Origin of the sequence: Pseudomonas sp. CM27 (genome assembly GCF_013179515.1) — a bacterium.
GTDB lineage: Bacteria > Pseudomonadota > Gammaproteobacteria > Pseudomonadales > Pseudomonadaceae > Aquipseudomonas.
This window is the reverse complement of the sequence record NZ_JABMCN010000192.1, coordinates 6,591-11,784: the sequence shown is the minus strand read 5'-3', so window position 1 is coordinate 11,784 and position 5,194 is coordinate 6,591. Positions and strand designations below refer to the sequence as shown.

The window sequence follows — 5,194 nt, the reverse complement described above, 5'->3', positions numbered from 1 at the left end:
CAAAGTGCGTGCCGAAGTGGCCGAAGAACTGCCGCCAGCGGTCAAGGTGATCGAGGCCAGCAGCGGCAAGTTGCCAATTGACGTGCTGCTGGGCGTGGGTGCCGAGTCCGAGGCGCACATCGATGGCCGCCGTACCCACCACGACTCGCACCACGATGGCGACGACCATGACGATCATGACCACGACGCCTTCGACTCCATCTCCATCGACCTGCCCGAAGCCGACGAAAGCCTGCTGCTTGATGCCCTGACCCAGCTGGTGGTGGAGTTTGGCGTGCTGCGGGCCAAAGGGTTTGCGGCCATCCCGGGCAAGCCGATGCGCCTGCTGGTGCAGGGCGTGGGGACTCGCTTCGACAAGCACTTCGACCGCGCCTGGCGCGCCGACGAGCCGCGCATCACCCGCCTGGTGCTGATCGGCCAGGACCTGGATGCGGCCCAGCTGGAAGCACGCCTGCGCAAAGCCCTGGGCGCCTGACCCCATGCACCTGCTGCGGACCCAGCCCGGTGGCTTCGTACCGGATGACAGCATTGCCGACCTCGGCCAGACACCCGCCGAGCTGGTGATTCTCTGCAGCGGCGATTCGCACCTGGCATTGCTCGCCGATACCGCCGAGCAATTGCCCGAAGACTTCCCCAGCCTGCGCCTGGCCAACCCGATGCAGGTGCAGAACCACGCCTCGGTCGACCTGTATGTCGATCAGGTGCTGCGCCATGCCAAGGTCATCCTGGTGTCGCTGCACGGCGGCGTCGGCTACTGGCGCTATGGCGTCGAGCAGCTGGTCGAGCTGGCCGCGCGTGGCGTACAGCTGATCCTGGTGCCAGGCGACGACCGCCCCGACCCGGAGCTGACCCGCCTTGGCACCGTCAGCAGCCAGCAGGCCGAGCGCCTCTGGCACTACCTGCGCCAGGGCGGCAAGGCCAACGCCATCAACCTGTTCCAGTGCCTGGCCAGCCAGTGGCTGGGCCGCGACTATGCCTGGGACGAACCGCAACCCTTGCCACGCACGGCGGTGTATCACCCGGCCAAGGGCAGCGCCGTGCTGAAGGACTGGTACCCGCACTGGCACCCTGAGCACCCGGTGGCGCCGCTGCTGTTCTACCGCTCGCACCTGCAGGCGGCCAACACCGCGTTCATCGACGAGTTCTGCCAGCGCCTGCAGGCTGCCGGGCTGAACCCGTTGCCGATCGCGGTGGCCAGCCTGAAGGAAAGCGCGTGCCTGGAGCAGGTCGAAGCCTGGCTGGACGAGGTGGGTGCCGAAGTACTGGTCAATACCACCGGCTTCGCCCTGTCCAGCCCCGAACAGCCCAACCTGCGCCCGTTCCGTCGTGACATCCCGGTGCTGCAGGCGATCTGCGCGCAGGACAACCAGCCCGGCTGGGAAGCCAGCGAGCAAGGTCTTGGCGCGCGCGACCTGGCCATGCACATCGCCCTGCCAGAGCTGGACGGGCGCATCATCACCCGGCCGGTCAGTTTCAAGGACATGGCCTGGCGCAGCGAGCGCAGCCAGTCTGACGTGGTGTGCTACCGCGCTCACCCCGAGCGCATGGACTTTGTCGCCGAGCTGGCGCGTCGCTGGGTCGAGCTGGCCCGCCTGCCCAATGGGCAGAAGCGGGTGGCACTGGTGCTGGCCAACTACCCGACCCGTGATGGGCGTATCGGCAATGGCGTCGGCCTGGACACACCGGCCGCCGCGCTGAACATTCTCAGGGCGCTGCAGGCCGAAGGCTACCCGCTGGCCGAGCTACCGGGCAGCGGCACGCAGTTGATCCACCAGTTGCTCGGCGGCGTGACCAACGACCTCGACCACCTCGACCAGCGCCCCTGCGCCCAGAGCCTGAGCCTGGGCGACTACCAGGCCGCGTTCGCGCGCTTGCCCGAGGCCAATCGCCAGGCGGTGCTGGAACGCTGGGGGCCACCCGAGCAGGACCCGATGTACCGCAGTGGCCGGCTGATGGTGGCGGGCCTGCGCTATGGCCTGACCTTCGTCGGCATCCAGCCGGCCCGGGGCTACCAGGTAGATCCGAGCGCGGTCTATCACGACCCCGATCTGGTACCACCGCACGGCTACCTGGCGTTTCACTTCTGGCTGCGCCATGCCTTTGCCGCCGATGCAGTGATCCACGTCGGCAAGCACGGCAACCTGGAATGGCTGCCCGGCAAGGGCGTCGGGCTGTCGGCTGAGTGCTGGCCGGATGCCTTGCTCGGCCCGCTGCCGAACATCTACCCGTTCATCGTCAACGACCCGGGCGAGGGTGCCCAGGCCAAGCGGCGCACCCAGGCGGTGATCATCGATCACCTGATGCCGCCGCTGACCCGCGCCGAAACCTATGGCCCGTTGCGCCACCTGGAACAGCTGGCCGACGAGTTCTACGAAGCGCAGCTGCTCGACCCACGGCGTGCCCGCGAGCTGCAGCGCGATATCCTCGAACTGGTCAAGGCCACCCATATCGACCGCGAGTTGCAGTTGGAAGGGCAACTGGACGATGCCACCGTATGGCTGCCGCGCCTGGATACCTACCTGTGCGACCTGAAGGAATCGCAGATTCGCGATGGCCTGCATGTGTTCGGCCAGTCGCCGCAAGGCCGCTTGCGCCTGGATACCCTGCTGGCGCTGTTGCGGGTCGAGCGTGGCGACGGCCGCGGCGGCAATGCCAGCTTGCTGCGGTCCTTGGCCAAGGCGCTGGTGCCGGGCTTCGACCCGCTCGATTGCGACCTTGGCCAGCCATGGCAGGGTGTGCGGCCCGGGCAGTTGCAAGCCATCAGCAGCGAACCCTGGCGCACCTGTGGCGACACCCGTGAGCGCCTCGAACTGTTGGCGCTGCAGGTGATCGAGCAGGTGCTGGGCGGCACCGCACAGTTGCCTGACTTGAGCGACTGGCAGCCGGTTCACGAGGTGCTGCAGGCCCTGCGCGAAGCGGTGGCGCCCGGCCTGGATGCCTGTGGTGCTGCCGAAATGAACGGCCTGCTGGCGGCGCTGGCCGGGCGCTTCGTGCCCGCCGGCCCCAGCGGCGCGCCCAGCCGGGGCCGCCTTGACGTGCTGCCCACCGGCCGCAACTTCTATACCGTGGATGTGCGCAACCTGCCCACCACTACCGCCTGGCGCCTGGGTTTTGCCTCCGCCAACCTGATCCTCGAACGGCACTTGCAGGACCACGGTGATCACCTGCGCCAGCTCGGCCTGTCGGTATGGGGCACGGCGACCATGCGCACCGGCGGCGATGACATTGCCCAGGCCATGGCGCTGATGGGCGTGCGGCCGGTATGGGCCACCGGCAGCCAGCGCGTCGACGATTTCGAGATCCTGCCGCTGAGCCTGCTCGATCGCCCACGGGTAGACGTGACCTTGCGCGTTTCCGGGTTCTTCCGCGATGCCTTCGGCAACCTTATCCGCCTGTTCGATGCAGCGGTGCAGGCAGTGGCTGCTCTGGACGAACCCGACGACCTCAACCCTTTGGCAGCGCGCGTGCGCAGCGAGCGCGCGACCTTGCAGGCGCAGGGTGTGGACGCAGAGCAGGCTGCGCGCCAGGCCGGCTGGCGGGTATTCGGTGCCAAACCCGGTGCCTATGGCGCCGGGGTGCAGAACGCCATCGACGGGCGGCTGTGGCACAGCCGCGATGATTTGGCGGAGGTCTACCTCAATCATGGTGGCTATGCCTACGGCGCCAGCGACGAAGGCACCCCGGCTCGCGCCCAGTTCGCCCAGCGCCTGGCCAAGGTACAGGCGGTGCTGCAGAACCAGGACAACCACGAGCATGACTTGCTCGATTCCAACGATTACTACCAGTTCCAGGGCGGCATGCTGGCGGCGTCGGAGACCTTGTCCGGTAGCGCCGTGGCCGGTTATCACGGCGACCACAGCCAGGCCGACCGGCCACGCATCCGCACCCTCAAGGAGGAACTGAACCGGGTGATCCGCGCCCGGGCGCTGAACCCCAAATGGATCGACGGGGTCAAGCGCCACGGCTACAAAGGTGCCTTCGAGATGGCCGCGACGGTCGACAACCTGTTCGCCTTCGACGCCACCACGCACCTGATCGACGACCATCATTACCAGGGGCTGGCCGATGCCTATGTGCTCGACCCGGCGACCCGCGATTTCATGCGCGAGCACAACCCCGAGGCCCTGCGCGACCTGACCGAGCGCCTGCTGGAGGCCCAGCAGCGTGGCCTGTGGCAGGCGCCGGGCGATTATCGCGAAGCCCTTGAGGAGCAGCTGCTCGACGGCGAGGAACAGGCTTGAAATGAGTGAACCCGTACAATTTCCGCTGGCCGCCGTGGTCGGTGCGGACGACCTGAAGCTGGCGCTGTGCCTGACCGCCATCGACCCCAAGATTGGCGGCGTGCTGATCGAAGGGCCGCGCGGCATGGCCAAGAGCACCCTGGCCCGTGGCCTCGCCGACCTGCTCGGCGAAGGCCCGTTCGTCACGTTGCCGCTGGGCGCCAGCGAGGAACGCCTGGTCGGCACCCTCGACCTGGATGCTGCGCTGGGGCAGGGCAAGGCGCAGTTTTCGCCGGGCGTGCTGGCCCATGCCGACGGCGGCGTGCTGTATGTCGATGAGGTCAACCTGCTGCCCGACACCTTGGTAGACCTGTTGCTTGACGTGGCCGCCAGCGGCACCAACCGCATCGAGCGCGACGGCATCTCGCACCGGCACAGCGCCCGCTTCGTGCTGATCGGCACCATGAACCCGGAGGAGGGCGAGCTGCGCCCGCAGCTGCTCGACCGTTTTGGCCTGAACGTGGCGCTGGAGGGCTTACCCGAGCCCGAGGCGCGGCAACAGATCATTCGTCGTCGGTTGGCTTTTGACAGTGATCCGCAGGCCTTCTGCGGGCAATGGGCCGCAGCCCAGGCACAACTGCGCGAGCGCTGCCACGCGGCACGCCAGGCCTTGGCCGGTATCGCCCTGGATGATCAGGCGCTGGCCTGGATCACCGAACGTTGCTACGCCGCTGGCGTCGATGGCCTGCGCGCCGACCTGGTCTGGCTGCGCGCAGCACGGGCGCACTGCGCCTGGCGCGGTGCCGCGGCCATCGACCAAGCGGATGTCGACGCCGTGGCCGAGTTCGCCCTGCGCCATCGCCGCCGCGCAGCGCCACAGACCAGCCCACAGTCGGCGCCGCCGCAACCTGACCAGCAGGGTACCACCCACTCAGGTGACCCGGGCGGGCAGGGCGACTGGGGCGCCTTGCCGC

The 5,194-nt window shown here is 68.2% G+C and carries 3 protein-coding genes; all 3 read left to right on the top strand.

The window, feature by feature from the left end:
* Nucleotides 1–475, top strand: a 475-nt coding sequence (locus HP547_RS21125) for a GTP-binding protein (RefSeq protein WP_172287346.1), incomplete at its 5' end; no start/stop codon positions are given.
* A 4-nt stretch (nucleotides 476–479) separates the two neighbouring features.
* Entirely contained in the window at nucleotides 480–4,241 is a 3,762-nt protein-coding gene (cobN, locus tag HP547_RS21120) for a cobaltochelatase subunit CobN (protein ID WP_172287345.1), read from the top strand.
* A 1-nt stretch (nucleotide 4,242) separates the two neighbouring features.
* On the top strand, nucleotides 4,243–5,194 hold a 952-nt coding region (locus HP547_RS21115), incomplete at its 3' end, for an ATP-binding protein (protein ID WP_172287344.1).